This is a genomic window from Ruegeria sp. AF8 (assembly GCF_056541825.1).
The window spans coordinates 1-24,039 of record NZ_JBQFYW010000035.1 but is presented as its reverse complement, the minus strand read 5'-3'; the positions used below and the strand labels follow the sequence as shown (position 1 = coordinate 24,039).

The 24,039-nt window shown below is 54.0% G+C and carries 23 protein-coding genes; 13 read left to right on the top strand and 10 right to left on the bottom strand.

Translation table 11 applies throughout. From position 1 onward, the window contains the following. The first annotated feature begins 375 nt into the window (after nt 1–375). Nucleotides 376–1,431, top strand: a complete 1,056-nt coding sequence (locus ACR0AO_RS24260) for a tyrosine-type recombinase/integrase (protein ID WP_480609290.1) — start codon at nt 376–378, stop codon at nt 1,429–1,431. An 84-nt stretch (nt 1,432–1,515) separates the two neighbouring features. Here ACR0AO_RS24260 and ACR0AO_RS24255 read toward each other — a convergent pair whose 3' ends face one another. Both ACR0AO_RS24255 and ACR0AO_RS24250 read right to left on the bottom strand, forming a co-directional pair. Continuing rightward, on the bottom strand, nt 1,516–2,568 hold the full coding sequence (locus ACR0AO_RS24255) for a ParB/RepB/Spo0J family partition protein (RefSeq protein WP_267362924.1): 1,053 nt from the start codon (nt 2,566–2,568) through the stop codon (nt 1,516–1,518). After that, entirely contained in the window at nt 2,565–3,875 is a 1,311-nt protein-coding gene (locus ACR0AO_RS24250; RefSeq protein ID WP_480609288.1) for an AAA family ATPase, read from the bottom strand. The genes ACR0AO_RS24255 and ACR0AO_RS24250 overlap by 4 nt, the downstream gene beginning before the upstream one ends. 373 nt (nt 3,876–4,248) lie before the next feature. Here ACR0AO_RS24250 and ACR0AO_RS24245 point away from each other — a divergent pair, with 373 nt between their 5' ends. After that, nucleotides 4,249–4,947 carry a DnaA N-terminal domain-containing protein gene (locus tag ACR0AO_RS24245; protein ID WP_480609286.1) on the top strand — a complete coding sequence of 233 codons (699 nt, stop codon included), beginning with the start codon at nt 4,249–4,251 and terminating at the stop codon, nt 4,945–4,947. 55 nt (nt 4,948–5,002) lie between these two features. On the opposite strand, the gene ACR0AO_RS24240 is transcribed toward ACR0AO_RS24245, so the two are convergent. Beyond that, nucleotides 5,003–6,010 (bottom strand): nucleotidyl transferase AbiEii/AbiGii toxin family protein, encoded by a 1,008-nt coding sequence (locus ACR0AO_RS24240; RefSeq protein WP_267362918.1) that lies wholly within the window; start codon nt 6,008–6,010, stop codon nt 5,003–5,005. Nucleotides 6,011–6,013: 3 nt separating this feature from the next. Next, nucleotides 6,014–6,610 carry a DUF6088 family protein gene (locus ACR0AO_RS24235; RefSeq protein WP_480609285.1) on the bottom strand — a complete coding sequence of 199 codons (597 nt, stop codon included), beginning with the start codon at nt 6,608–6,610 and terminating at the stop codon, nt 6,014–6,016. Between the two features lie 396 nt (nt 6,611–7,006). On the opposite strand from ACR0AO_RS24235, the gene ACR0AO_RS24230 reads away from it, so the two are divergent. Both ACR0AO_RS24230 and ACR0AO_RS24225 read left to right on the top strand, forming a co-directional pair. Next, on the top strand, nt 7,007–7,516 hold the full coding sequence (locus ACR0AO_RS24230) for a hypothetical protein (protein ID WP_480609283.1): 510 nt from the start codon (nt 7,007–7,009) through the stop codon (nt 7,514–7,516). Nucleotides 7,517–7,608: 92 nt separating this feature from the next. Next, the gene (locus ACR0AO_RS24225) at nt 7,609–9,795 is read left to right on the top strand and encodes an ATP-binding protein (protein ID WP_480609281.1); all 2,187 of its coding nucleotides are present in this window, start codon (nt 7,609–7,611) and stop codon (nt 9,793–9,795) included. Between the two features lie 331 nt (nt 9,796–10,126). Here ACR0AO_RS24225 and ACR0AO_RS24220 read toward each other — a convergent pair whose 3' ends face one another. The 5 genes from ACR0AO_RS24220 to ACR0AO_RS24200 all read right to left on the bottom strand — a co-directional run bounded on the left by ACR0AO_RS24220 (nt 10,127) and on the right by ACR0AO_RS24200 (nt 14,269). Continuing rightward, entirely contained in the window at nt 10,127–11,884 is a 1,758-nt protein-coding gene (locus ACR0AO_RS24220; protein WP_480609279.1) for an ABC-three component system protein, read from the bottom strand. After that, nucleotides 11,881–12,126 (bottom strand): ABC-three component system middle component 6, encoded by a 246-nt coding sequence (locus tag ACR0AO_RS24215; protein ID WP_170346903.1) that lies wholly within the window; start codon nt 12,124–12,126, stop codon nt 11,881–11,883. The genes ACR0AO_RS24220 and ACR0AO_RS24215 overlap by 4 nt, the downstream gene beginning before the upstream one ends. Continuing rightward, complete coding sequence (locus ACR0AO_RS24210; RefSeq protein WP_480609277.1) at nt 12,123–13,034, bottom strand: ABC-three component system protein; 912 nt, start codon at nt 13,032–13,034, stop codon at nt 12,123–12,125. Before ACR0AO_RS24210 ends, ACR0AO_RS24215 begins: the two co-directional genes overlap by 4 nt. A gap of 437 nt (nt 13,035–13,471) precedes the next feature. Further along, nucleotides 13,472–13,774, bottom strand: coding sequence for an SH3 domain-containing protein (locus ACR0AO_RS24205; protein ID WP_480609275.1), 303 nt, complete (start codon nt 13,772–13,774; stop codon nt 13,472–13,474). Nucleotides 13,775–13,876: 102 nt separating this feature from the next. After that, nucleotides 13,877–14,269, bottom strand: a complete 393-nt coding sequence (locus tag ACR0AO_RS24200) for a GFA family protein (RefSeq protein ID WP_171722476.1) — start codon at nt 14,267–14,269, stop codon at nt 13,877–13,879. Between the two features lie 269 nt (nt 14,270–14,538). Here ACR0AO_RS24200 and ACR0AO_RS24195 point away from each other — a divergent pair, with 269 nt between their 5' ends. The 5 genes from ACR0AO_RS24195 to ACR0AO_RS24175 all read left to right on the top strand — a co-directional run bounded on the left by ACR0AO_RS24195 (nt 14,539) and on the right by ACR0AO_RS24175 (nt 19,407). Then, on the top strand, nt 14,539–14,826 hold the full coding sequence (locus ACR0AO_RS24195; protein WP_480508195.1) for a WGR domain-containing protein: 288 nt from the start codon (nt 14,539–14,541) through the stop codon (nt 14,824–14,826). Between the two features lie 526 nt (nt 14,827–15,352). Beyond that, a complete protein-coding gene (locus ACR0AO_RS24190; protein WP_480609273.1) occupies nt 15,353–15,757 on the top strand; it encodes a DUF3768 domain-containing protein in 405 nt (134 codons plus the stop codon). A gap of 221 nt (nt 15,758–15,978) precedes the next feature. Beyond that, the gene (locus ACR0AO_RS24185; RefSeq protein WP_480609272.1) at nt 15,979–17,844 is read left to right on the top strand and encodes a ParB/RepB/Spo0J family partition protein; all 1,866 of its coding nucleotides are present in this window, start codon (nt 15,979–15,981) and stop codon (nt 17,842–17,844) included. Between the two features lie 177 nt (nt 17,845–18,021). Next, nucleotides 18,022–18,558 (top strand): hypothetical protein, encoded by a 537-nt coding sequence (locus ACR0AO_RS24180; RefSeq protein WP_170591526.1) that lies wholly within the window; start codon nt 18,022–18,024, stop codon nt 18,556–18,558. Nucleotides 18,559–18,804: 246 nt separating this feature from the next. Next, complete coding sequence (locus ACR0AO_RS24175) at nt 18,805–19,407, top strand: methyltransferase domain-containing protein (protein WP_170591528.1); 603 nt, start codon at nt 18,805–18,807, stop codon at nt 19,405–19,407. 69 nt (nt 19,408–19,476) lie between these two features. Here ACR0AO_RS24175 and ACR0AO_RS24170 read toward each other — a convergent pair whose 3' ends face one another. Next, the gene (locus tag ACR0AO_RS24170; protein ID WP_170510954.1) at nt 19,477–19,989 is read right to left on the bottom strand and encodes a class I SAM-dependent methyltransferase; all 513 of its coding nucleotides are present in this window, start codon (nt 19,987–19,989) and stop codon (nt 19,477–19,479) included. 533 nt (nt 19,990–20,522) lie between these two features. Here ACR0AO_RS24170 and ACR0AO_RS24165 point away from each other — a divergent pair. From ACR0AO_RS24165 to ACR0AO_RS24150, 4 genes are all read left to right on the top strand, one after another. Beyond that, nucleotides 20,523–20,867 (top strand): hypothetical protein, encoded by a 345-nt coding sequence (locus ACR0AO_RS24165; protein WP_480609271.1) that lies wholly within the window; start codon nt 20,523–20,525, stop codon nt 20,865–20,867. 472 nt (nt 20,868–21,339) lie between these two features. Next, complete coding sequence (locus ACR0AO_RS24160; RefSeq protein WP_170510945.1) at nt 21,340–21,759, top strand: ubiquitin-activating E1 family protein; 420 nt, start codon at nt 21,340–21,342, stop codon at nt 21,757–21,759. Then, nucleotides 21,756–23,591, top strand: coding sequence for a relaxase/mobilization nuclease domain-containing protein (locus ACR0AO_RS24155; protein ID WP_480453960.1), 1,836 nt, complete (start codon nt 21,756–21,758; stop codon nt 23,589–23,591). The genes ACR0AO_RS24160 and ACR0AO_RS24155 overlap by 4 nt, the downstream gene beginning before the upstream one ends. A 21-nt stretch (nt 23,592–23,612) precedes the next feature. Beyond that, nucleotides 23,613–24,039 (top strand): hypothetical protein (locus ACR0AO_RS24150; protein ID WP_480609269.1); only part of this gene is annotated, 427 nt, incomplete at its 3' end.

Genomic DNA, 24,039 nt, shown 5'->3' with positions numbered 1-24,039 from the left:
AGCATCCTTTATAGTCAAAAAACTACCATTTTGCGCGCAACTCAACGACTTTTGGGAATCCACTATTACATCTGATAAGTACCGCTTATCACGTCTATTGAGATTTGACCGGATTTGGCGCAGAATGGCGGCCATGATGTCAGTTTTCCTTAACCCCTGGACTCGCGACGGCTTTGGTCCAAAACCCGTAGACCCCTGCCCCGCTCCGGCAGCAAACCTTAGTCTATGCAGCGCCGTGACCTGCAATTTTGTAAACATGAACCGGCACACATCCCGTTCGAGTCCACTCGTAAAGGACCAACACAGCACAAGGCCAACCATGAAAACCGACAAAAACAAGCAAGAGCAGTCTACAAGTTAGGGAAAATCGACAACATGAAGCCCCCTGCCGCATACCTTCCTGCCGCCTCTCCGGCCCTCTCGGTCGAAGATCAGGAGGCGCTCACCGATCTCTATATCCGCGGCACGCCCGCCAACACGCTCCGCGCCTATGAGCGCGACCTGCTCTACATCACGGCGTGGAAAGCTGCACGCTTCGGCACCGCGCTGGACTGGCCGGAAACGGAAGCTACGGCGCTGGCCTTCATACTCGATCACGCCCGCGATTTGAATGACGCGCCGGAGGAAGACATCGCGCGTCAGGCCGCGGAGGCGCTGATGGCTCAAGGTCTGCGCAGATCGCTGGCCTGCCCGGCACCGTCAACGCTGGACCGGCGCATCGCCTCGTGGCTCGCCTTCCACCGGATGAAGAACCTCGCCTCCCCCTTCGACGCGCCCCAGGTGAAACAGGCCCGCGCCAAGGCAAGACGCGCCGCCGCCCGACCCCCTGCCCCGAAATCCGCCCATCCGATCACCCGCGATGTGCTCGAGCAACTGTTGGCCACCTGCCGCGGCTCCCGTCGTGATTGCCGCGACCGCGCCATCCTAATGCTGGGCTGGGCCTCGGGTGGTCGGCGCCGTTCCGAGCTCACCGCCCTGATGCGCGAGGACGTGTCGCTGAAAGAGTTCGACAAAAAGGGACTGGCCTGGATCTCGCTGCTGGAAACCAAGACCACGGCCAAGGGCGAAACCCCGCGGCTGGTGCTGAAGGGGCGCGCCGCGCAGGCGCTGGTGCATTGGATCGAGGTTGGGGGGATCGAGGATGGCCCGCTGTTCCGACCAATCTCCAAAGCCGACCGGGTGCTAAGCCGCCGCCTGTCTCCGGATGCCATCTATCAGATCGTCAGGCATCGGCTCGTACTTGCGGGGTTGCCGGAAGACTTTGCCTCACCGCACGGGTTACGCTCGGGCTTTCTGACCCAGGCCGCGCTCGACGGCGCCCCGATCCAGGCCGCCATGCGCCTGTCCCTGCACCGTTCCATGGTACAGGCGCAGAAATATTACGATGACGTCGATATCGCCGAAAACCCGGCGGCAGATCTGTTGGGGTAAGCTGGTGCTAAACGAAGAAAGCGGTAACCCGTGGGTTACCGCCATTAAAATTAAGAAATCTGAGCATGGGTAACCCGCGGGTTACTACTCGTTCAAAACAGCTTCGAAAGCCTCAACCGCTCTCTGGAGCTTTGACCGGTCAATCGAACTAAAGTCCTGACCAGACAAAATCCTGCACTCTCCCTTGCGCGCAGTGATTTTTGAAGCGCCCACGTGGAACTCATACTTCACGCTCTCAACCTTCTCACGCCGCTTGCCGCTAGCTGGTTCTGCATCAGAATTTGCCACGAAAGCATCAAGTATCTCGTTTTGCTCACCGGCTGTGGATGCGCGCACTAACACATCTCTTAATGCAGCAGCTGAGTCCGATGACGCTCGAAGTTTCCGCGCAACCTCAACGCCAAGGTTTCTGGAAACACTCTTTGGAAACGGCAACGCACCCTCAAGTTCATTGAGCAGGTAAACAAAGCTACGAATATAAGAGCGTTTCATCTTGTGCAGGGATGAGTACAGCCTTCCGACCAAAGCTTCTGCATCCCCTGCCCCCAACTCTGAATCTTTAGAAGCAAGAATTGCCACTTGCGCCATCTCAGCAAACGTCAAGTCTTCCCGAACAACGTTCTCTTCAACCATGTCAATATAGAGGTCGATGCGATCACTCTGGGATTTGGCAACTCGCGCCGTAACACTGGAAAAGCGTTCATCACCGGTCTCTTCATAAAGCTGCTTAAGAGCAGTTACTCGTCTCCAACCTTTTTTGAGCTGGAAGCGTCCATCTGAATCCTTATAAAGCTCTATGGGCTCCTTCTGGCCGCGTTCCTGAATTGAAGCCTTGAGTTCATCCATCTCGTCGGAACTTGCGACAGCCGAAAGATCCAAGCGATCTCGTGGCAGATCTGTCGTATGAATTTCATTGATGCCGACCGCAACCAAGACTCGCCCCTCATCACGAGCCTTACGATACTCCTTAGCATCGGAGGCATTTTGCCGTCGCTGTTCGACACGGTTCTCAGTGCTTTCATTTAAGCTGTTTGCTGTCTCGCGAACCGCAGCCCCCATCGGCCCCACTTCGCGGCGGCGTGTTTTCTTGAGGTCATCTTCATCAATTGGAGTGAAGCCAAATTTATTCCCGCTCATTCTACCCGCTCCTCAATTTTAGTACGCGCCTCCCAAGCCCTTAGGACGACTTCCTTAAATTCGCTGTATGCATTATCAAAAGACTGACGCGCCCGTTTCCATGTGTCCCGAGTCATCTGTCTGTAGTCCTGCTCGTAAACAGACATCTGGAACCTACCAGATTGCTCGACCGCACGTGTCATTTCGATGGGATTTTGACAGACATCGTCGCCGAAGACATTTTTGAAAGCATCCATCATCGCGACGTGCAAAGAGTTGCTAGCCTCGAAGCGAGTCATGAGAACACGTATGTCATCGAACCTTTTAGGAAGCGTGATACCAGCATCCTGTGCAATACGTTCGAACCCGCTGGTTATGTCTTCCAAGGCATCGCCAAGCTGACCAAGATAGCTCGTTGTGCTGTCATACTCCCAATAACCAGGACCAGACGGAATATAGAGGATGTCAGCAGCAAAGGCCGCATTCAAAGACTGGTATCCAATTGCCGGCGGGCAATCGAAAACAATCAAATCATATTGGTCGTCAGGCAACTCATCGAGATATCTTGCTACGCATCCAAAAAAACTCCATGCCTTATGAATGGACCTGTACTGAGCGGACGCAAATTCAACGAAGGCCGCGTTCGCACAGCTCGGGATGATGTCGATCGTCGACCAAGAAGTTCTTTGAATGAAGTCTTGTACACGTTGCGCGCCAATCGACTGAACATCTTCAGGCAATTCGTCGGCAGTAGGGTAGGGGCAATCTGCGGGATCATCATATTCGTCCGCGATCCGGTTCGCCTCACGGCAGAGATCGCGGCACATAATGCCCCAGACAGTATTCCACTCTCTAACTTCAGCCAGACCCATCGAATGCGTGAGTGTCGCCTGGGGGTCGAAATCCACCACCAGAACACGGTAACCATCAAGCGCGGCCGCATTCGCCAAGTGCTGGGCAACGACAGTTTTGCCGACACCACCCTTAAAGTTCGAAACCGCTACTCTCATAGCCCGGCCTGCCGGTCTTTGAGGCAGAAGGCTTTTACCTCTAAATCTCAGGCGCCGTCTCAACTCATTTATCTCAGCCAGAGAAAACCATCTTTGCCGCCCATCATCTTCAGTCGCCCCTTGCGGAAGAGACGGATCTTCGGCCAACTTCTTTCTCAAGGTGTCCGCCGGGACATCAAACATGAACTGGCTAATTTCCCAGATCGAGAATGGTCGAAGCACTTTCTCGTCAGCGGGCGAGAAAGTAGCGCGGCGGACGGCAGCCTGTTGGGCCAGGCTTCGTTCGTTCATAGCTTGAAGGTCGGTGTGGTCACGCATGGTGCTGCTCTTGTTATATCACGAATGTCTTCTAATAACGCGATTTTGGAAAACTGCAAAACGTAAAGAATGGAATTTCCGCTTTTTCGCCTCCGACTCGGTAATAACGGGAGGTATTTCGAAAGCGAAGCTATGTTTTGGTGACAGGCAGCGACCAATTACCAGATATATGGTGACACTCGACCCCCAATATGGTGACAGCATAGTGTCACCTATAACCTATTAACCGAATTTTCTTTTGATTTTGAAGAATGAGGTAGTCATCCTGTTTTTCAAAGCCCGTTGACAAACTACGGGATTTCATCACACTGAACCCAATTGATGGAATCGGTCAGCGAAACCGATCCGCTCGAGGCACAGTGGCAGTATCAAAATGGAAATAAAACGATTTACAGGATATCAGGCCGGTTCTCAGAAGTACGATCTTTTGACTGCAATCTCTGTTGCGGGATTGAATGGCACACCCGGTTTTCAATGTTCGATGATGCGGCTCATTGCGTTGATAACGGCCCGATACAACTGGCGCACTGATGAGCTGACGGTCGGACAAAAAGAAATGGCCCGCCTCTGGTCCGTGGACGAACGAACCGTCAAGAGAGAAATTAAGCGATTGACGGATTCAAGTATACTTCTCCAGCTTAGGCCTGGGGTTAGAGGCCGCGTCGCAGCGTACCGACTCAACTACACGGAAATTTACCGTCTGAGCGAACCGGTTTGGCGAAATGTTGGTTCTGATTTTGTATCGCGCATGGAGACACAAACTCCAAAACCGACCGAAAAGGTTGTTCATGTACAATTTGGCCAAGAAAAACCAGAAGCTGTTGAACATGAGGGACAAGACCTTCAGGATCCGTGGGGCAGGGCGCTTCGGCGCCTATCAGAGTCTGAAGCACTATTGTTTAAAAGTTGGTACTGCGATCTCAAATTTGTTGAAATGCAAGATCAGACAATCACCTTGCGCGCACCCAGCAAGTTCATCGCACAGTACATTCAATCTCACCATTTGAAACCTTTACTTGGAGCGGTCCAGCTCGAGTTCGGGCGAATTCAGAAAGTGTGTTTGCTCGGCTAACAATCCAGATTTGTAGGTCGCACGCTGTGCCGTGAGACAACCGAAATTGCTGATTTCAACCGTTGAGTTTGGCCTCGAACATCCCGATGGTTTTTAGAATGTTGTCGAACAAGGGGGGATCCCCGATGATCATTTCTTGCATCCCCACATAGTCCCGGCGCAGCGCTGCTTTCAGCTCAGGGTTCGGTAGCAATCTTAGAGATCCGGGCCTGGCATTCTCGTAGTTAGCCCAAGCCGCTTTGAAGAAGACGGACTTATGGTGTGCAACCTGATCCAGCAAGTCGATCTGTTCGATAGCGCGAGAATGGGTCTCGTGTTTGATCAACTGAGCCATGTCGTAATAATGGCGCGACATACGGTCAGCCAGAGGTTTGGTGATGTCCTGATGATAGAGCATATGCAGGATCGTGGCTTTCTCCCAGAATGTGCGTTCAACACCCAAGACCTTCACATCGACGTCGCTCGCCTCCAACAGGTCTGGAAATGCCTGATGCACATAAGGTGATATCCTGCGGGACTCGGCTGGAAGGTGAACCCCACGGGCGCCAAATTCGAACCGCACTACCGGCTGGATGTAGCCGCTGGCCGCACTTGTCTCGGATGGATAGGCGAAAAGCAAGGTTTGTGCATCATTAGGATCGACCGAGAGGGAAAAGTGCTGATCAAGCACGGCGCCAAACTTGATCTTGGTTTCTTTCAGAAGCGGTCCTGAGACTACTTTGGTGGCCGTATCCTGAAGCTCCTGCAGCAGTTGCTTTTGTTTTTTGCCTGAAAGGGCAGGGTGCTCGGGGTCACGTGTGCCGTCGAAACCGAGCTGTGCCCGGTCGAGAGACAGATCCACGTCTTCTGAGAACCGATGGATGATGTCATAGACCTTGGATAGCGATGTCCCACCCTTGAAGATCATGTGAGTGCCAAAAGAGGGCAGGGCGAATAGATGTTTCAGCGACCAGCAGACCCAGAAATCCTTCTCAACGATTGCCTTGGAAATGCCAAGCTTTGCGGCCGTTTCCTGAAACGCTTCTTCACGGTTCTTTGGAGTATCGTTGGCAAACTGGTCCAACGATCAGACCCGTGCCACGATTTGCTGCACTACCGGGTGCATCCAGGCCGGAACATATCTACTTTGTCTTGCGAGCAATGCGCGGTCCTTAACATCCAGATTGCGGGCCAGCGTGTCGACAACACGGCTATCCACCCGGTTTTTGCCAACATAGCGTAACGCCTGAAATACGGCGCCGGTTTTCTGGCCTGCACCAACTAGCGTTTTGGATGATGCATTCCGGAACTGGATGACTTGTCGACCAACTGTCTTGGTGCGGGTCGGGCCGTCGGTCATGTAAGTCGGCTTGGACGGCACTTGGGTCGACAGCCCCAACTGGTTGGCTGCCATGGCAGGGGAGGGCTGTAGAACCTGATTGTCTTTGCGTGCAATCGCTTTGGCAATGTCATCGGCTGACGGAGACAACAGCCCTAATCGGGCGCTCTTTCTCGGATAGTCATAAAGCCCACGCGTTAACCGTCGGATCATCCCTTGATCCGCCAAACGCGACAATGCCTGATCCACACTTGCGCGGGAGCCAATATCCAGAAAGTCGGTTGGCGCAAAGATTGAGCCCCGGCCTTTTCCGATGATGCGTTGTCTAATCGATGAAGTGATCATAGTTTTCTCCTTGTCAGAAAATATAATACTTTTTTCTGACTTACAAGTTAGCAGAGTATCTGGGTGATTTTGTAAGTTAGGGCGGATTCCGGTCATTCGCTGCAAGCGCGAAACCTAGTCGAGAGATTTTAGAAAGCTGCCATTCACAGCAGACTTGCTACACTCGATCTATTGGTTCTGGGCTTGAGAATCTTCGTGCCGGTAGTTCGATTTTGCCCCCCCCCGGGCACCACTTCATAAATATAATATATTATATATCAGTAGTTTATGAAGGCCCCGCATTCCGAGAATATACATCTCTATGGACAGCTCCGCCGCCGCCAAACTTAGCTACATGTTCGAAGCTTTTCTCTGGGTGCACCTGACACAGCCTTTGCGCTAGAGAAAATTCGGACGTTGTTCGACTACTATCTTTTTTGCCTTGCTCTTCTGGCAAGGCGGATGCTGGGCGCTGAGCGGTACGAGGATTTTGCAAGGGTCGCGCTATGCGTAGTGGGTTTGGGTGTCGCAAGACAATCATTCCTATCCGCTGATAAGGCACATGAGCGGGACGTTAGGCTTCAAGCCCGGTCAGCGCTGGCTGACGTCCGAGGGAGCTATCAAAAGCTCGCATCGGACTGCGATTTGAATCTCGAAAAGTGGCGGCAGCACGAACTAGGTAAGGGCATAATGATAGGTTCCAATCCATTTGAACCAACGAAGGAAGAGCAGGAAACCAGTGCGCTTCGTACTCAAGGAGCCAGATTGCTGCGCTCAGTTGATGAGAGGTTTCAATCTATTGATCTGATGAACCTCGATGATCTTGAAAGTGGTATTCCCGAAATCCGCCAGACAGCTGCGTCGATTGACGCCCTTGCTCGACGTCTTCGAGAGCCCAATGAGGCATTCAATGATGGTTGGCGCTAGACGCAAAAAAAAACCAGAAGATGTTCTGCGCTTCCCCCTCCGGCTGATAAGCACTAGGATTAGCCACAACCAAGAATTGAACGAGAATTGATTTGTCTTTTCCATCTATTAAGGAACGCTTTCTTGCGCTTCTGCTGAACACACTTGTTGCGTACGTAGTTTTTTTCTGGGCGACTGGTCAAACGTTGCCGACTGGCGGGCTGGAGTCTGTTTGGCTGATAAGTGCGATCTCACTTTGGTTCCTAGCGCTATTATCTGCGCCTTGGTTTGTCCCGCCAAGGGATGCAATCATCAGCGCTGTAGGGGCCATCTTGGTGCTTACAACGATGGACCTCACCAACGTTCAGTTGTTTTCAGCGCAACTCGAACATGTGAGATGGGGAACCGTCTTTTTCGCCTGTGCGGTTGTGTTTTCGGCCGTCACAGCGTTGATTTTACATGATAAGGATCAAAGGTCCCCAACGGGTCATTTTGCGTTCAAGCTGACCAGCGTGTTTGGGCGAGGCGAAATCCTGTTCTCTGCTTCAGCAATTGTTAGCATCATCGCGTACTATCAAGCCTCGTTTGAAAAAATGAGTTGGCTTATTCTCTATTGGATCCTGATTGTGGTTGGGAAACCCATAGAACGCCTGCTCTCTGCTGTTAGACAACTTTCGTCTGACGTCGATGAGCTAAAAAAACAGCCGACGGTTGGCTCTATCGCAAGAGTCGATCATCCAGACATAGTCCGCGTCAAACTAAACTCGGTGGGAGCGTGGAAACCGAACCACTTGTTTACAGCTAGCCTACCCGATGGATCGCAGCGTTACGTGATCTCATTGTTTTCGCAGACGCAGGGTTCTGACGTGGTTGGAACAGGACTGTGCGTAGCGACTTTGGCTGAACCTGCTCGCTTACCTGTGGGCTCCGTCTGCGCCAGCCTCGACGAAGCGAAGACGGTTGAATTCCTGGAGAACCTCAGCGGTGCGAAAGATGGCAAGCTGGTCGGCTTCGTTGTGGAAAATTCAACAATCGGAACTCTGCATTTTGAAGTTTCCAGCCGTTCGGGGCTACATGAAGGTGATGTGATTTTTGCGCACGTTGAAGGCCAAGACATCTTTTATCAGATCGTGGGCGCAGAGACGTACGAAGAAAACTTCGATCAAAATCCACGCGGAACTCACATAGTAAAGGCATCTCAACTTGGCGTTTATTCGCCCGACGACGGTTTCACCAAATACACTTGGCTGCCTTCCATGAATACACCGCTGTTTTCTGCTGGCAGCAGGCAGTTTGACGATCCTATCGTGGGCGACCGCGAATTCCCTATTGGTACGGTGCCATCCACTAATGTCCAAGCGGTTGCGAGAATTGATGAACTGGTTGAGTATCACACGGCCGTACTTGGTGTGACTGGTACAGGGAAAACTGAGCTGGCTCTCGACGTAGTTCGGCAGGCAGTTGCGAGAGGCACAAAAGTCTTTTGCGTCGATTTCACCGGCGACTATCGGGCGCGGCTCGCGGAATTGGACCCAGCTTTTCCAACTCCTACGCCTGCACAGGCCGCCGAATTGGAGGAAAAACTATTCGCGGTTGAGACTGGAAGCTACGGTGCACCAGCAGAAAAGAAAGCTCTGCAGGAGGGCGTAGACGCGCTTAAAGCGCACGCTGAAGCACAAGTTGATGAGTTTCTGAGGTCCGAAGAAACCTACCTTGGGATTTTCGAGTTGGCAGAAATCGCCAACACAAAAGCCACACTCCGGCTGGCCGAGTTGTACTTGTCGACGATTATGCGTTGGGCTCAAAGGAACCGTCGTGAAAGGCAGATCCTAATCGTCTTGGAAGAGGCCCACACAATCGTCCCTGAGGTGTTTGGGGCGGGCTTTGATGCAAATACGCAGTTTGTAGTTAGCCGCATCGGGCAAATTGCTTTGCAAGGTCGAAAATATGGCGTTGGGCTTATGGTGATCAGCCAGCGCACTGCACTAGTCAGCAAGACTATTCTGTCACAGTGCAATACATTTTTGACCCACAGCTTGATCGACCAAACGAGCCTCAACTTCCTCGAGAGCGTTTATAGCGCCCAGCATACACGGCTTATTCCAAACCTTGGGCGGTTCGAGTTTTTGGCCTTTGGAAAGGCGATAAAGGCAGAAAGACCGATTGTCCTCAAACGAGAATTCGATCCGGCTTTGCAGGAGGCAAGTTTAGCAATCCAATCCAACTCTCGCCAAAGTGAGGAACCTGAGCCTGCAGCAGAGGAAGCTCTGTCAGTCGGCCCTCGAATTACCCAGTTCTGAAGTTCGTTTAACAAACCACCCAATATCAGGTGATTTGTTGTCTTCATTGTTGTTGTTTCCAAATTGGGGCTGGGAAATCAACAATTACAATGTCTTTTGCTGAGGCGTTTTATGCGTTTCAAGTACTGAGATAGGGTTTGTCCGCTGAGCGGTCGATCCTTGCAAACCTGACGAATGACCCCTCCGAGCCCACTACGGAAGTCTTCGAATTTCGCTGCGCACGCTCTCAGTATGAAAATCGCTGCAAGTGCGCGGCTAAGGACGCCGCTGTGCGGCGGTGAAACAGGCCATGCCCGTTCGGGGGGGGTCGAAAAGGCTGTCGGTTCAAATGTTAGAAACGGATGCCAAACAGGCCGCCATCGTCGACAGCATCAGTGATGCGCGTAGGTAGAACGTGATCATAGATGTTAAATCCACGCTGGAAGCCTTCCGAGGGGATCGCGTCGGAATTCATCGTGACGATGTATTGAAAGCCAAGATTTTCGGCCTTCTCTGCGCCGAGTTGTAGCGCTTTGGCGACCTGTCTTTCATCGACACCGTCGAAGAGGTGGCTGTCGTGGATCAGAAAGCCTGGTGACGTGCCACGCCGGGTGCACAGTTCGATGAGCATTAGATCAAAGCAGAAAATCTGCATATTGGTGATGCCCTTGCTGCGCTGACCGTCGATTTTGACTTCAAAACGTGGTCCCGCTGTCCCAGCGTCGATCGTTAGGCTGCCAGCTTGTTCGTAGAGAGATTGTGACAGCTCCTCGAACGCCAGAATGGCATCGTCCAGAACAGATTTACGTTCCCGGATGTCATCGCGCAACGCTTGGGCCAACCGGTTTCGGTCAGCGTCAAGTTCAGTTTTCGTGCTTTCCAGCGTTTCGGCTGTGTCCAGCCTTTGTCGCAAGGTTTCCACCTCAGCCTCTGCACGTCCCATCTCTTCGCGCAAAGCGGTGTATTGCTCAAGCGCGCCCCCCGATTGCAGAACGGTCATGATCTGCCGACGGCGTGTGTCGAGTTTCTCCTTCTCTTCTTCGCGCTTCTCGATGCGATTTTCGGCAGATGACAGCTCCGCTTTCAGATGCGAGGCCCGGTTTTGAAGAATAGTGCGATGAAAATTCTGCACTTCATCGAGGCGGCGTGTCAGCAACTCGGGCAGGACAACACCTGCCTCAGCATAGAGCTTTTCAAGATCCTCTGTGACGGGTGCTTCCTCTTCCAACAGGGATGCCTGAAGCTCTTTGATCAACTGGCGATCAACGAAATTCTCTTCTCCAAGCGCGTTGATGGATCTGGTTATGTCACTGGCTTCGGATTCCAGCTCACGGTACTCCGGGATAACCTGGAATGTGTCGATTTGAGTGCGGATTTGTTCCACGCGACGAGAAGCGACGACTACTTTCGTGCGCAAATCTGCCGCGCGACCGAAATGCGGTCCTAGCTCCCCGGACCGGGCGGCTTTTCCAAGCGACTTAACCAGTTTTTCTTTCTCTCGAAGCCCCTGAAAGTCTTGAGAGACGTGCCAGTCAAGGCCCAGGAGATAGGAAATGGCAACTTGTTGATCCCAGATTTGTTGCTTGCCGGCCTGTTGCGTCGGCGTCTGAAACGCGTCACTTGCCTGGCGCCGGGCAAAGTACGCAAAGAGGGACCTGAAAGTGGGTTGAAACTTGGTGTCGGAATCGGGCGGCGCTTCAAGCCCAAACCATTTGGCACCAAGGGTGTGACACCAATTGGTATTTGAAATCTCGAAGAGACCACGATCTTCTTTGAATTTTGGCGGGATTGGCCAATCCTCGACGGGGCCATTCAGGAAAATCTTACTGGGAGCAGAGCCGGAGCGCTCAGCGGTGATCTTATCGCCGCCAACATCCATCTGGATGTCAAAGCTTTCGTTGAGGAGCGCGTTAGAGCGAAAAATGCTGTCTGTTTTGGCGTTACCGCCGGTCAGGAAGTGGACGGTTTCGACAAAGCTGGACTTGCCAGCGCCGTTGCGAGTCTGAAGATCTGTTGCACCTTCGCTCTTATCGGCCAACAAGACGTTCAGTCCGGACGAAAATTCAAGCGATTTGAAGCTGTTAAGGCTGCTGCTCAGTCGTGTGATCATGACGCAGCCCGCACAATGATGCCGCGCCGGGCTTCCACCGCACCGATCATGAACAGAAAATCTAGCGCGAGAATGAACCAGGTGTATTCAACAGGTGCGTTGGGTGTTGCCGTTGAGCGGCGCTCACGGATTGCATCCCAAAGCCGGGAAACGGTCATCGGTTCGTTGAGCAAGCTGAGCAGTTCACCACCGACCCCGATGAGGGCCCGATCTGCGCGCACATGTTTGGTTGGCAGGATCATGAGCCAGTGACCTCGGTTTCGGGATCTTCGAAGATATCACAACTGTCGAAGAAGTATGCCATGACGGCCATAGCCGCCGCCTGGCGTTTTGGCTCGCCGCTAACGCCTGCGAATTTCTGCAGGTAAGAAAACATCTGATCGGCGTCCAGTTGCATGGCTTTCAGTTTAGCGTAATGATCGCGGAAGGCTTCAGCGATTTTTTCACCGATTTCCACGGGACCTGCCTTTTCGAAGTAGGTCTCGACAAGTCGCACTTTGCGTCGCCCAAGGCGCAGCAGATCGGCGGCTTCGACCGAGAGTTCATTTTTTTCCAGCTTTTTTGCGGATGGTGGTGCAGGCAGGGGCTCGGCCGGGTCCGGATCGCGGCGTTGCAAAACGTCGATCACCGGCTGCAAATCCGCAAGTTCAATGCCACTGGCAATTTGCTGATTGGGAACAGCACCATACATCAAAAGAGCGCGTGAATCGTCTAACATGACATGCCAGTCGAAAAGCTCACTTTCAGACCAAAGCTCAAAAGAGATACCAGGATTTTCGGCGCGGAGTATATCAAGATGGGATACGACAGCCGGCGGTTGACCTCCGGGGATGTTGTGAACGAACACCCATCGTTGCATGAAATCAGGCCACTTGATCTGCGCGCCTGCGAAATCGACGTTCACTTTCGCAATTGTCTTTTGATCGGTGGGCGTTTCGGGACCATAACACTGGAAAATCGTTCCAGTGCTGAGCTGGCGACCGTCACATTTCCAGTCGCCTTGTTTGCCGTAAGGACGCACAATCTCGAAATCGGCCCCGAGGGCATGGCTGCCGAGCCTGGCAACCCAATCCTGGAATTCGGTTCCTTTCTTTTCAAGGAACGCAATTTTGAAATGCTGTGCATAAAATGCGGTTGAAACGGGGTCCATAAGTGCTCGAACGTGTCAGGCCTTGGCGGCTCTTTTGATGTTGAATTGGGCACATCTGTGGTGTTTCAGCGATGCAACCCTACCTTATATTGTCTCTCATATGAGCTGATTTCACAAGGAAAATGAGGGGCGTTCAGGCGTGAAACAGACTCTGTCGCGTGCGAAAGGATGCTGCGTCAGCGAAGTCCCGAAAGTGAATGTCGGTTATGTCCGCGATGTGTGAGTCCACTCGGTCTTCAATATTGCAAGTGCAGCGAATGACCGCTAAGCGGGCTGCGTCCGCAGCATTCGAGACCATGGTTGAGTGACCGGTATGGGCCGAACACGATCGTGGTTTCCCGCTTGATCCCATCACCGGCAACAAGAAAGCTTCACTGCGGCCTTTTCTGCCAGCATTCTATTATTACAGTAAGATGGCATCGCTGATCATCGTCGTATTAGATTTTCCGCAAGTATGCCCAAGAGACATACCCCTTTAGTCTACGAGCACGCTCCAATGAAACGCGGCACCAACGTGTGCCACCGGTCTGCTCGCAACTGTGAACTCGTAGTGCGGTTCCATTTGGAAGACCAACGATCACATTGAACCCTGTTCCAGGTCCGCTGCGCATTTTTAGCATGTCACCGTCTTCGACTCCAAAAACCTCATAAGGTCCCAGTGACGCCGCCGCAGCCGGCTCAACGCCCATGACGACCCCTAGGAACAAAGCCGCTAAGGGTGAGAAGATTGCATTGCGCATCTTGATGTCCTGCTTGTTGCCTCAACTACAATCGTAGCAATTCGGGTCACCAGAAGGAACAACTCCCAGAAAGAAATGTACGTGATACCAAAGCCTAAACCCCTACATATCTTCCAAGTGGTGGGGAACTCTGGCCCAGTTGGGGGCATCTTTCGCAAAAACCTTTTTCGATGGGCTGAAGTTGTTTGGTTCATCCAGTGTCCCAGCTGCAATGCTCGTCAATCCGAAGGCTGTCACACCCCACAAGCCTGACCCGCAGGTACCGCAGAAATGCTTGATAACAGGTCGGCCTTCCTTTGAGGTCTTCTCAAAGGTCCGTGGTTTGCCCTTCAGTAGCTGTAGATTTTCTGACTTTATCATGTACCCGGCGTAGCCATCTGTACCGGTCATCGATAGGCAATCTCTGCAAAAACACATGAGTTGCAGTACCGCTTCACCGGTGATCCGGTAGCGCACTTCACCACAGAAGCACCCACCTTCCAATGATTGTGCCATGTTCGTTCATCCCTCTATGTCCACTGGGAAGAGTAGTGAACATCGTATGCGCCCTAATCTGAGGCGGCAACATTTCCACATTGCTTCTGGCTATCTCACGCGGAATTTCATCATCTGACTAAATGCGGCAGTTTCCGGCCGTGAAAAATTCTCTTCTGCGTGAGTACGGTCATTAAAGAGAGAAAACTGTGCGGATGTCCGCTCAGTAAATGTAGGTCCGTTCCATTGAGGATCAGAATCCATTCCGACAAATGGATCTTGCAAAGCCATTGGACAGACGTTCTGAATTGACCGACAATCGGATCATGGAGCTGACGGCAACCACACCTGTCCACCTGATCCATGTGGATCCAGACGCCAACATGGCGCGGTTCTATGGGATTGAACTGCAGCCGACGCTGTTTGGCGAAGTGTCCGTCCTTCGCACCTGGGGGCGTATAGGCACAAATGGGCAAGCCATGATGGTGACTTACGAAGGCGAAGGCCAGGCCACTGATGCACTCCAAAAACTCGAAAAGCAAAAGCGCCGCCGAGGGTATGTCCCGGTCGGTGAGTGATTTCGGATTGCAATCTGTTCCATAGCAAATCCCGAGCCTGTCGTCTCGTGACCGGGCTCTAGGTTACAGCCGGCATGCCGGCTTCCACCCAGAACACCCCAGCATGATCTCCCTGAGCCAATAGCCCCTGAACCGTCTCTTGCGAGCCGGGGCAGGGGCTATTGGCTCATGGTCGGCCCATGCCGTGATGATCTGCCCGTTCGGGTGACGATCCCTTTTGCGCTCCCGCAGGATCGAAGATCCTTTGGCCATTTTTGGTGGGTCAGGCGGGATTTGGACAAGCCAAACGCCGCCCGACGTCAGGGGGAAGGCGCGGCCTCCCCCCTCGGACAAGACAAATAGACAAGACCGTGTCCTCGCGCGTTGCGCTGCGGGCCGCACCACTCTTGTCGATTTGTCCTGTCTCGCCCCTCTCCGCGTTCGCCACGGGGCAGGTTTTTGAGACGACGCCCTTTCAGGGCTCGGCTCAAAACCAGCACCAAAGGGGACCAGCCCCGGAGGTCGCACCACAAAAGGAGAGACGGTTTTGATCTTTGAGACGACAAATGACATCGAGAATGACACGAGCCTTCAGGCGGCAGAGATCGCGGCCCAGAATGACCTGTTTCGGAAAGCCCTGATCGATCCGACTGCAGCGATTGAGATACACTCCAATGGCATTCACGGACAGGTGTTTGTCACGCCCGGCGTGTCGGGTGAAGGGATGGAGTTCCAGACCGCAGTTTTGAAGGCGGTCGCAACGGATGACCAGTTCGACGAGGGCAATGACCCTTATGGCGATCACACGTTCGGAACGGTGACAATCAGCGACCAAAAGCTGTTCTGGAAAATCGACCTCTACGACGCGGACTACACATACGGTTCCGACCGCCCGTTTGATCCCGCAGTGACCCGCCGTGTCCTGACCATCATGTGCCCCAGCGAATACTGATTTCTACCGCAGCTCGGAAAGGGGGTGATGAAAATAAGTCAGGAAACCTTGCAGCAACGACGGCGCGAAGCCGTTGAGCTGGTCAAGAAGGGAGGTCTCTCCGCCAAGATCGGCCTCGCCTTCTTGAAACAACACGTAGCCGCCTAAGCGGCCCCGCTCTACCCCGAAAGGGGTAGGGCACCCTTAACACGAAGCGAAACACTCAAACAAGGATTTGCCCCATGAGCAAAGTCGAAACATTCACCGCACCGGAAACCATTGAAACCATTACCCTGTCCGATCTCTACCTGTCTGATCTGAACCCACGACAGGAGGTTGGCGAGGAAGGTATCGCCCTGCTGGCCGACAGTCTGGTCATGTGCGGTCTGATCCAAAACCTGAGCGGTCTTCGGGATGCGGATGGCAAAGTTGCCATCGTTGCAGGTGGCCGCCGCCTGCGGGCTTTGAACATCGCCGTGACCGAGCGGGCCGATCTGGAACAGGTTCCCGTGAAGATCACCGATAATCCGTTTGTGGCGGAGCAATGGGCCAATGCGGAAAACACCGCCCGGGAAGAACTGGACCCGGTGGACGAGGTCCGCGCCTATGGCAAGATGGCCGAGAAATCCCTGTCTGTTGCCAAGATCAGCAATGCGTTTGGCGTGACCGAGGCGCATGTGCGCCGTCGCCTCGCACTGGCAGGTTTGCCCGCCGCCGTTCTGGACGCGCTCAAGGCTGGTGAGATCAGCATGGGTCTGGCGAAAGCCATGACCGTCAGCACCGAAGAAGATAAAATTCTGGAGGTTCTGGAACAGGCTAAAGAGTGTCGGTGGTTCAGTGAGCATGATGTCAAACAGGCCCTGACATCTGAGGCTGTCAGCAGCACCAACCGCAAGGCCGTGTTTGTGGGGCAGGAGGCTTATGTTGAAGCAGGCGGCACGGTCACCGCTGATCTCTTCGCTGATGAAACCCTGTTCAATCAAGGCGCGCTACTGGATCATCTGTTTGCTGAGAAACTGGCGGCAGAAGCAGCAAAGCTACGCGAAGCAGAAGGCTGGGACTGGGTGGACACCCATGAAGACAGCTACATTCCGTATGGGTTTTCGGGCATCGAAGGCATGCACCGTCTGGAGATGGTGAGCCGGGAGTTCACCAAAGAACAGGCCGAGCGGTATGACGAACTTGTCGAACTCTATGAGGCAGAGGCTCTGGACGCGGATGGTGAAAAGGAGCTGGTCGCGCTCGAGGACTATGCAGCACCCTTCTATTCCGACGATCAGCGCAAGCTGTCCGGTGTGTTTGTCTATGTCGGCAACAACGGCGAGATCAAAACATCCTCAGCCTATGTCGCGGATGAACATGTGCAGGCCGCCATTGAGGTCGGCGTTCTGGCCCCGGTCAAAGAGACAAAGACCAAGGAGGCACCAAAACCGGCCTATTCGCAGAAGTTCATTGATGACATGGTGGCCATCCGTCTGGCGGCAATTCAAACGGCTTTGCTGGACAAACCTGATTATGTGCTGAGCCTGTTTGCCTTCTCCGCAACCCCGGCCTCCGGTCTGACCAGCAACCTGTTTGGGTTTGGCTATGGTGGCGCCGAGCGGAACACGCCGGAAATCGATGATCAGTTCATCCTCGACCCGCGTCTTGGCGGGGAGCGGGATGAGGCGGCAGAGGCAGCCTATGACCAGTTTCAGGAGATGTCCGCAAAAGGCAGCGTGGAGGCGTTCAAAGCGTTTCGCGAGCTGGGCAAGAAGACCCGCAACGGTGAGATCACGAGTTTTCTGGCCCGGCGGTTCCTGACCCAACGCCCGGAGTTCATGGCGGAGATCGAGGCTGAGATTGGTGCTGACATGCGCACGATCTGGACCCCGTCCGCTGAGAACTGCTTCAAACGCTTGAAAGGCTGGCAGCTGGATGATCTCTACAAGGACCTGCTGGACCTGCATGTGGACACCGACGCCTTCAAAGCCTTCGCGAAATCCAAGAAGGGCGCGAAGAACGACGCGCTGCACAAGCTGTTCAACGACAACGCGCATCAGGCCGCATTGGCTGTGACCGAGGCACAGAAAGCCCGGATCGATGCTTGGGTGCCGGATTGCTTCTGACCCCAACAGGGCAGGGTGCGTTGCGCCCTGCCTATCAATCTCTGGCTGTGTCAGCCTCAATGATGAAAACTCAAAGTGGCATTGCGCAAACACCCCGTCGCGCATAGCTATCAGAGGTCGGTCACCCGGCTCATTTTCTAAAGCGATCACTTGATCAGAACGGATTTGGTAAGACCCATGGATACCTCATCGAACAAGCTCGAGAAAGCCGCCCGCCGCGTTTGGAAATCCGCGCAGATGTTTGTCGGGTTTCATACGGATCAGAAAGGCAAGCCGCGCGAACAGCCTAAGCTCTGGCCGCCCAAAAACGGGAGCGCGTCAATCCATGGTGACCCCAGCGCACAGGAAGCGATTGTTGTGGTGAAAGCCGCTGATCCGGAAGCCGCACAGGATGTGCAGATTAAGCTGCATCCAAACCGCATTGTTGTGCGCCGGGACGCGGATATGTGGTGGCAAGGCGTGGCGGTGGATGAGCATTCCGTGACGGTCCGCATGGCCGACAACACGATCATTGAAATCCGCCATGACGGATCGGTGAAGCGCCGCTCGGCGGAAGATGAAACCCATGTCGAAGCCGATGGCAGCATCTTCAAGTTCACCGAATTTGCCGAGGCGCATATGACAGGTGACGGGGTGGAAATGACCCGCCGTACCGAGGATCGCATTGCCACAATCACGGCCGACGGTGTTGTCGATCGCGCGCGCAAGCGTTAGCCTGTCTTCAATACCTCGAGACTTCCCTTTGGTTAAACTTGCGGCCCGCTTCGGTGGGCCTCTTTCTTGCGGGAAAGACTGTCAGCAGAGGCTTGCCGAAGTCGCCTCTATTCCCTCCACATGCCGTTCCAAATCCATGTTGACTGTTCTCGCCGACCTAGCCAATGTCGCGCGTTCGTATTGATGCGTCTGCCCCAGCGCACATGTGTTGGAGCCGGTGCAAACCATCAAGGAAACACAAGCAACATGACCGATGACTGGAACGACTATGCCGATGGTTGGGACGACAATGACGACGTCAGACGCTACGCGAGTCGCGCTTTCACCACGCTGGACGAGCACTTGGATATTCGCGGGAAGTACTGGCGATCAAAGCGCGTGCTCGACTTTGGATGTGGCACCGGATTGCTGGCGGAAAAAATTGCGCCTTTTGTGGAGGAAGTTGTCGCAGTTGATACCTCGGAGAATATGATTGCCGTCCTGCAGGAAAAGCAGCTGCACAATGTTAGAGCAGTTCATGGAGATATTCTGGCTGGAGATGTTTCGGGGCTCGAGAACGGGTTTTCAGATTTCGATTTGATCTGCGCGTCTTCCGTGTGCGCCTTTCTCCCAGACTACAGTGGCGCTGTGGCGGTGCTGGCGGGTTTGCTCAACAAGGGGGGACATTTCGTTCAGTGGGATTGGCATGCGTCAGATGATGACGGATTTGGGTTGACGCCGAATCAAATGAAGGCCGCGCTGGAGGCGGCAACGCTTGGTTCAATTCGGGTCGAACAGATATTTGAGTTCAAATCTGAGGAGCAGGTCATGCCTGTTCTGATAGGAGCAGGGGTTCGAAATACGGAATGATCTTGTGTTTGGATGCGTGAACAAGCATTGCGTCCAATTAGCCAGCCATTGTTGTAAATCCGGGTGCGCTCAAGATTTTCGGATGAACAAGTATCCCTTTTGGGAAAGCTCCGTACTCCAGTTTGATTGGTGAGACTGGATTACGTCTTTGAACCCTTTGATGTTGGATGCCTCGTCAGCGATCAGAAGCCAGCCGCCATCTTCGACATGATTGAGCAACCGTTCCAATACGGTCTTCTGCAATGCCTCGGAGAGCATATGTAAGGTTCGGTCTATCAAAACCACATCAAATTTGCCTTTTGGCACGTATGCGGTGACGTCAGCCACAGTGCCCTCCACCACAAGTTTTTCTGATTTGGCCGCGCTGATCAGTTGCTGGATGCCGTTTGGAGAAATATCCACGCCAACGACATGGTGACCAAGCCGGGCGATGAACAGCGCGTCTCTGCCTTGACCGCAGCCAATGTCGAGAACACGCGCGCCGGTTTGATCAAACTGATCAAAAAAGTCGACGAATACCTGTGTGGGTTCGCCAAGTGCGTTTGGTTGTTCACCATAGAGTTTGTCGTAATTGTAAGCCATGAATCGGCGGATAGTAGATTTGGCCGCTGAATGCTAAGTGAAATATTTCGTGATCGTTGGCTGTTCCTTTCGACCGCGTCGAAAGCCTAGGTTCGGGCGGTTCTTCTTGGGCTGTGAGGCTCAAACTCAAGTGTTTGCTGCCGTCTTTTGCCCAACCCGCCCCGCTAAATTGAGTCCGTCTGTTAACCTGATCCACGCAAGCGCGGATCAGGGCCGGACCGTCCTGTCTTTGGCCTCCGCCCGTTGAAAAGCGCGACTTTTGCCACCGGTGATCGTCCGTCTTTTGCCACGAAGGTCATACCGATCCGCAAAGGCCACCCGCACTCCAAATTGAGCACTGCGCCCGTGTCGGACCGAGGCGATGTTGCCGCCATAAACCACATCGCATTGTTCAGATGGTCCGCGCGCAGCGATCCCAGAAAGTCTTGCCTATTCACTTGGCCCGACAGGTTCAACCTCGTTGCTGGAGATGATCCTCGGCTGCCGTGTTTCTGAAGGGATGAACATAAGCGGGTAGTCGGGGAAGACGCGCGGTGCCCGGACCGGGCACCGCGCTTCAACAAGGAATTTCCCCTGCGCCTGCGGCGCATTCCGCGCGGACCAAATTCCCTGCTGACGTCCCCTTGATGCCCGCTTTTCCCATGTTCATCGAAACACGCCATAGCGAGGATCAAACAATGGCAACTCAAACTCTGAAACTGAACGTCAAGACCGGTGAAAAAGAAGGCAAGACTTTCTGGGATCGGTGCGGGGTTCTCTTCGTCAACACCGATGAGACAGGCAACATCACCTCGATCCAGGTCAAGCACAGCATGTTCCCCGGCGTTGAGATGGTGGCCTTCCCGAAGCGCACCGATGACGAGCCCGTCACCGAATGACGAGAGGGCAGGGCGGCGCAAGCCGCCCTTTCTTCTGCTCCGGCCAGAGGCCGGAGCACATATGCGCCATGCGTGGCGCGCGGTCCAAAGACCGGGCAGGGACTCTGCCCTGCCTTAACGCGGCAGTTCGCACCCCTGCTACACCCGCCGCGCGAGCGGCGGGAAACAGAGCGCGCTGAGGCGCGCGAATAATGCCATACTGACCTTGAACGTGCCGGTATGTGACGGGCGCCGTTCGGGCAGCCCATGCGGTGCATGATTGCCCTGCGCCAGTCCACCGGCACCCACGCCTGCTGGCTGGAAAAGGGGCGGGACCCTTTTCCCGGCGTGGAGATTGCCTCCAAGAGCAAAACTGTTCCGAGGGCAATTTTAGAAAATGCGGATTTCTAAAATCACCCCCGGTTTCCTCTTGGAGAGTATGACAGGATAAGGTAGTTGTGTTACAAACTGAAAATACAACCAGAGGTATGCATTGAGCAAGCCCGCCGATACCACTGTCTTTTCCGTACGCTTGCCAGTGGATGCGCTGGAGCGTTTGGAGGCAGCTGTAAGTGTGCTGGGAGCCAAGAGCCGCAATCAGATCATCCAGCGTCTGATCTATCGGTTGATCGGTTATCTCGATCCCGACCCTGCTGTTGTGGATCTCTGGCAGAAGCACTTGCGGCAGGTTCAGGGTGGATACACCAACCTCAATCAGCTTGCGAAATCGGCCAAGCGCGGCACGGTCATCTGGACGGATGACGACCGCCGCGACGTCGAAAATCTCCATCGTGCGATCATCCAGCACCGGCAAGACTTGAAGGCGATGATCACTGCCGCCCGCCGAAGCCGAGAGCCTGAATCCGCCATTCGCCGGATCTTGCGCGACGACGATTGGACACCAGAAAAATGAACGCCGCAGCCCGTGATCTGACAGCCGGAGACTTCCTGGAACTTGCCTTCCGTGAGGCTCAGAAGGGTGTCGATCGTTCCAAGCGGATCAATCAGCAGCTGCAGATCGCAAAGCGCATGAAGTTCATGGTTTCGCGGTCCTCATCCATCAAGGCGCGGCTTGGTGCCGTGGTTGGAAAGCCCGAGGCGGTTGTGAAACACGTCCGCAAAGGTGGAGTAAAAAACGCGCATGAGCTGCGCCGCCAGATCAACTATCTGACCGTCCGGGCAGAGGGTGTGTTGGACATCCGAGACAATGGCGTGACCCCGCTCGATGCGGATCAGGTCAGTGATTTGATCGAGACTTGGGCCGAGGATTTCAATGGGAAAACCAACTACGGTTACACCCGTCACATGATCGTTTCTTTTCCCGAAGGCACCTATCCGGATGCCGCTCATGAGGCCGGTTTAGAGTTCGCAGATCGGCTATTTGGCAGCGGTGATTTTGGCGATACCTGGGACTACCTGACAGTGTTCCATAACGACACTGACAACCCCCATGTCCACATCGTTGTGAACAACCGAGGCGTCGAGCATGGGCAATGGTTGGCTATGGGTATGAGCAGCGAAATGAACATCGACGTCCAGCGCTCTATCCAGGTCGAGGTTGCAGAGGAATACGGTATTGAGCTGACCGCGACGACCCGCCTTGAGCGCGGTTTGCGGCAGGAAGTTGAGACCGATACGTGGAAAGTTCAGGCCGGAATGTCGGTTGTTGAAAGCACCCCGGAAGTCGAAGTTACGGCCCGCGACATGGCCGGTGATGTGATGACCCTATCCATCGCAAGAATGTCGGATCTGTTTGATGAGCGCGCCAACGCCGTCAAAGACCGGATCGAAGAGTTTGCCATCCAACTCGTTGAAAGTGAGGAACCTATGGTATCGAGAATGGAACATCTACTAGATCAGGCCCATCATTTTGATGACTATGGCGAGCCTGGAGACCCGTCTTATGTGTCGCCCGAAGTCATGAGCAATTTGCGGCGACACATCGAATTAGGCGGTTCTGAGGAAACGATTACACCCGAGCTGAAGGCGCAGGTTGTTGCCCATATCAGCGACGTTCGGGACAACGAACAGAGCCATCCGTATCTGTCTGCCCTTGCTGATATTGTCGATGACAAAGAGTTCCAGGCGTCCGCAGATTATGCCCCGGCAGCACGCCGCTACGAGGTCTATATGCAGGACACCTTGGGCGAGGGGGCCTATGAGGACTTCCAGTCTCAGGCCAAAGAATTGCTGCAATCCATCGACAAGATGGAAGGGCTGGCCCGTGAGGTTGACGACCCTCATCTGCGTGTCGCAATGGATATTCAGATTGGTGAGCTGAAGGGCGACGTTGCGGATCTGCGCACCAACGATCCGGACCTTCAAGCCTTCATCCTCGAGGACCGCCGCTATTCAACGATGATGGGAATGGGCACCGCCGAAATGGATGTCTTGGATTATCCAAAGGCCGAACAGTGGGCGGCGATCCGCAAGGAAGTCACCGACACGGCCAGCAGCTACGGCCTTGATGGCGAGGCGTTCGTTGCCCGCTTTGGCGACCATCACAACGTCACTTTGGGCACTACAATGGGATGGCGCAGCGACGACATTTCAACCGCCGCAGCCCACTTCCAGGCTCAAGGATTGTCGGACAGCCACGACCGCGCGGAGGCCGTTGTTGACGAGCTGCACCAGCTTGCTTCTTCCAGGATCATCGCAATCTCAGAAGAACTCTCAGAGGTTCACGCCCACGCAACGCACCCGCTCTTGCAAGGGCGCGGCGACGATGACGGACACAGCTTATAAGGTTTTCACCCGGTCTGCCTAATGAGCGCGCCAACGCCCCAGGCAGATCCAACACAGAGTTTTCCATCAACTCGCAAAGGAAAAACTATGGTTTCGCGTACAGACTATCTTTTGAACGAAGTCAAACACTTCGCACCCTATTCCAAATTTGATCAATCCGCCCCGCGCGAGGATCGCGTTTCAGAGCAGATCGACATCATCATGAAAGAGCAGCAGGCGATGGGCTATGATCGTGCAGCCATCGCTTCAAAGAGCTTCGACATCGAGGACCAGGCCAACCGCCGTGTTGACGAACATACGGCGCAACAAGATTTGGTCGAAGAACTGAAAATCGAATTGGAGGCTGCGGAGCGATCGGGGGAGCCGGTTGATCTGAACGATATGCAGGCTTTGGTTTCTCAGCACATGAACGATGCTCAGGAATACGACCTGTATCATCCCTACTATT

Coding starts and splice junctions, on each gene's coding strand:
- ACR0AO_RS24245 (WP_480609286.1), top strand. CDS start 4,249: ATGGAAATAAAACGATTTACAGGATATCAGGCCGGTTCTCAGAAGTAC.
- ACR0AO_RS24220 (WP_480609279.1), bottom strand. CDS start 11,884: ATGATCACACGACTGAGCAGCAGCCTTAACAGCTTCAAATCGCTTGAA.
- ACR0AO_RS24205 (WP_480609275.1), bottom strand. CDS start 13,774: ATGCGCAATGCAATCTTCTCACCCTTAGCGGCTTTGTTCCTAGGGGTC.
- ACR0AO_RS24175 (WP_170591528.1), top strand. CDS start 18,805: ATGACCGATGACTGGAACGACTATGCCGATGGTTGGGACGACAATGAC.
- ACR0AO_RS24155 (WP_480453960.1), top strand. CDS start 21,756: ATGAACGCCGCAGCCCGTGATCTGACAGCCGGAGACTTCCTGGAACTT.
- ACR0AO_RS24235 (WP_480609285.1), bottom strand. CDS start 6,610: ATGATCACTTCATCGATTAGACAACGCATCATCGGAAAAGGCCGGGGC.
- ACR0AO_RS24260 (WP_480609290.1), top strand. CDS start 376: ATGAAGCCCCCTGCCGCATACCTTCCTGCCGCCTCTCCGGCCCTCTCG.
- ACR0AO_RS24170 (WP_170510954.1), bottom strand. CDS start 19,989: ATGGCTTACAATTACGACAAACTCTATGGTGAACAACCAAACGCACTT.
- ACR0AO_RS24250 (WP_480609288.1), bottom strand. CDS start 3,875: ATGCGTGACCACACCGACCTTCAAGCTATGAACGAACGAAGCCTGGCC.
- ACR0AO_RS24255 (WP_267362924.1), bottom strand. CDS start 2,568: ATGAGCGGGAATAAATTTGGCTTCACTCCAATTGATGAAGATGACCTC.
- ACR0AO_RS24215 (WP_170346903.1), bottom strand. CDS start 12,126: ATGATCCTGCCAACCAAACATGTGCGCGCAGATCGGGCCCTCATCGGG.
- ACR0AO_RS24200 (WP_171722476.1), bottom strand. CDS start 14,269: ATGGCACAATCATTGGAAGGTGGGTGCTTCTGTGGTGAAGTGCGCTAC.
- ACR0AO_RS24180 (WP_170591526.1), top strand. CDS start 18,022: ATGGATACCTCATCGAACAAGCTCGAGAAAGCCGCCCGCCGCGTTTGG.
- ACR0AO_RS24185 (WP_480609272.1), top strand. CDS start 15,979: ATGAGCAAAGTCGAAACATTCACCGCACCGGAAACCATTGAAACCATT.
- ACR0AO_RS24210 (WP_480609277.1), bottom strand. CDS start 13,034: ATGGACCCCGTTTCAACCGCATTTTATGCACAGCATTTCAAAATTGCG.